The organism is Paraburkholderia sp. SIMBA_027 (assembly GCF_046535315.1).
Classification (GTDB): domain Bacteria; phylum Pseudomonadota; class Gammaproteobacteria; order Burkholderiales; family Burkholderiaceae; genus Paraburkholderia; species Paraburkholderia tropica.
Map to the genome: position 1 here is coordinate 1 of NZ_JAWRWY010000054.1, position 2,418 is coordinate 2,418.

The 2,418-nt window shown below is 58.7% G+C and carries 4 protein-coding genes and 1 pseudogene; 4 read left to right on the forward strand and 1 reads right to left on the reverse strand.

What is annotated here, in order from left to right; translation table 11 throughout:
- From SB764_RS38005 to cheZ, 3 genes are all read left to right on the forward strand, one after another.
- Positions 1-253, forward strand: a 253-nt coding sequence (locus tag SB764_RS38005) for a chemotaxis protein CheW (RefSeq protein WP_410866462.1), incomplete at its 5' end; no start/stop codon positions are given.
- Positions 254-343: 90 nt separating this feature from the next.
- On the forward strand, positions 344-727 hold the full coding sequence (gene cheY, locus SB764_RS38010) for a chemotaxis response regulator CheY (protein ID WP_410866463.1): 384 nt from the start codon (positions 344-346) through the stop codon (positions 725-727).
- 1 nt (position 728) lies between these two features.
- Positions 729-1,436, forward strand: coding sequence for a protein phosphatase CheZ (gene cheZ, locus SB764_RS38015; RefSeq protein WP_410866464.1), 708 nt, complete (start codon positions 729-731; stop codon positions 1,434-1,436).
- Between the two features lie 167 nt (positions 1,437-1,603).
- Here cheZ and SB764_RS38020 read toward each other — a convergent pair.
- Positions 1,604-1,828, reverse strand: a pseudogene (locus SB764_RS38020) (IS3 family transposase); the annotation flags it as partial.
- A 207-nt stretch (positions 1,829-2,035) separates the two neighbouring features.
- Here SB764_RS38020 and SB764_RS38025 point away from each other — a divergent pair.
- Positions 2,036-2,371 (forward strand): hypothetical protein, encoded by a 336-nt coding sequence (locus tag SB764_RS38025; protein ID WP_410866465.1) that lies wholly within the window; start codon positions 2,036-2,038, stop codon positions 2,369-2,371.
- The last annotated feature ends 47 nt before the right edge of the window (positions 2,372-2,418 follow it).

A 2,418-nucleotide genomic window follows, 5' to 3' on the forward strand; every position in this document is an offset into this window, starting at 1 on the left:
CGTGATCATCCTGAACGTCGCGCATCGCGTGGTGGGCATGGTGGTGGACGGCGTGTCCGACGTGCTCACGCTGCAGGTCGACCAGATCATGCCCGCTCCGGAGTTCGGCGCGACGCTCACGACCGAGCACCTCACGGGTCTCGGCACCGTGGACGGCCGCATGCTGATCCTGATGGACATCGAGACGCTCGTGACGAGCCGCGAAATGGCGCTGTTCGAAACGCTCGGCGGTAAGGACTTGCCGGGGAACTAGTGGCGCGGTAACCGGCCAGCGGCAAACGAAAACTGCCTGATTGCTGGCGTCTGCCGAGAAACCTTTATTTTATGAACAAAAGGATATCTAATGAAATTTCTGATAGTCGACGATTTCCCGACGATGCGACGCATCGTCCGGAATCTTTTGAAAGAGCTAGGGCACTCGAATGTCGATGAGGCCGAGGACGGTGCCGCCGCGCTAGCGCGTTTGAGAGCGGGAGATTATGACGTGGTGATATCGGACTGGAATATGCCGAACCTCGATGGTCTTGGGATGTTGAGAGAGATTCGCGGCGACACGAGTCTTGCGCACCTGTCGGTGCTGATGGTGACGGCAGAAGCCAAGAAAGAAAACATTATCGCCGCAGCGCATGCCGGTGCCAACGGCTACGTGGTCAAGCCATTCACGGCTGCGGTTCTTGACGACAAACTTGGCAAGATCCTTGAGAAGTGCGTGAGATCCGGAGGCTAATATGGACGAGCTGAATGCGGCCTTGGGTGTGAATCTGCCGGAAGAGCACGCGCCGGAGTCCGATCGCATCCTCGCCCGGATAGGGCATGTGACGCGGACCCTGCGAGATTCCATGCGTGAGTTGGGGCTGGACAAGCAGGTTGAGCGTGCGGCGGAAGTCGTCCCCGATACGCGAGATCGGCTTCGATATATCGCAACCATGACCGAACAGGCCGCCGAGCGGGTTTTAGGGGCAATCGACGTCGCCAAACCGGTCCAAAATCAATTGCATCAGGCTGCCGTTGCCCTGAGTGAGCGTTGGGACCAATGGTATGCCGCACCGCTCGAACGGACGGACGTTCGAGTTCTCCTAACCGATACACGAGCGTTTCTGCAGGATGTCCCGAGCGGGACCAGCGCTACTAACGAGCAGCTATTGGAAATTATGCTCGCGCAGGATTTCCAGGATCTGACAGGGCAGGTCATAAAAAAGATAATGGAGGTCGTCTATCTGATTGAGCAGCAACTACTTGGCGTCCTGCTGGACCATATTGCCCCTGAGCGACGCGAACAGTTTGCTGCAACAGCGGCCGCACTAGTGCCCGAATCTTCACCGACCGGTAGTCCCCAGCACCTGCTAAATGGTCCCTCCGTCAACTCGGGTGGTACTTTGGATGTTGTGACGGATCAATCACAAGTGGACGATCTCCTGGCGAGCATAGGATTTTAAAGCTGCCCCTCCACCGCTGCTGAACTGCTCGAACAGCTCGCCGGGAATCGCCGGCAGGTCCACTGGCTGGGCTTTGGGCTTGCGACGCATGCATTCTCACTGGGAGGCATGTTATGCCCAGGCGAGAGTCCGAGTGAGGTCGGTCGGAACGTGTGGACGCCAACGGGTTAAGCAGCAACCTGATTCAGGTAGTATCGCTGCGTGAATGCTGCAGGTGACAGGTAGTCAAGTCGAGCTTGCGTGCGCTGCCGGTTATAGAAGATCTCGATGTATTTGCTGATGGCTCGCCGTGCCTCTTCGCATGTGGCGAAGCGTCGATGATAGACCAGCTCACTTTTGAGGGTGCCCCAGAAGGACTCAATCGGGGCGTTGTCGAAGCAGTTTCCTCGTCGGCATCATTGTGCCTGCATGTGGAACGCCGCGGCCTGCGGGGCTGTACACATAGAACCTGCCGCGAGGGCGTACCTTTGTGCGATCACGTCGTCACCAGTCTGAGCGAAGGCCCTGGTGCCGCACAGCGGAGCGCATATCGCAACGTTAGACGGGGCAGACTGTTGATTTGCACGGAATCCTGACCCACGGGGGATGCGGACAAAATCTTGGACTCGTCGACGGTGACGGACACCGTGGACCTCGCCTCCCTCAACGCCTTTCTCGCAGCCGCACCGTCCACCATCTCTGTCTGGGGCAGCTTCCATGCTGCCGATGGCACGTCAGCAACGTGCGCGAGTGATCGCGGCTTCTGTATCACGACGAAGGGCATCACCCTCGACGCGCCGGGCACCGTGACGCCGGTCTCGACGTCATCATCGATTACGGTTCAGGGGGCAACCGGTCAGATCGTCGCGGGACACAACGTGAACCTGTCGGGCGGCGATCTGGTGAACGCCGGTACGATTACGAAGCAGAGTAAGCGGCCAGCGATCCCGTCTTGAAGCGCGAGGTTATTCGTTGGCCTGTTTCGGCTGCCATCGATGGGGCA

Bases quoted from the DNA above. Each gene is read 5' to 3' on its own strand.
- cheY (WP_410866463.1), top strand. From the start codon at position 344: ATGAAATTTCTGATAGTCGACGATTTCCCGACGATGCGACGCATCGTC.
- cheZ (WP_410866464.1), top strand. From the start codon at position 729: ATGGACGAGCTGAATGCGGCCTTGGGTGTGAATCTGCCGGAAGAGCAC.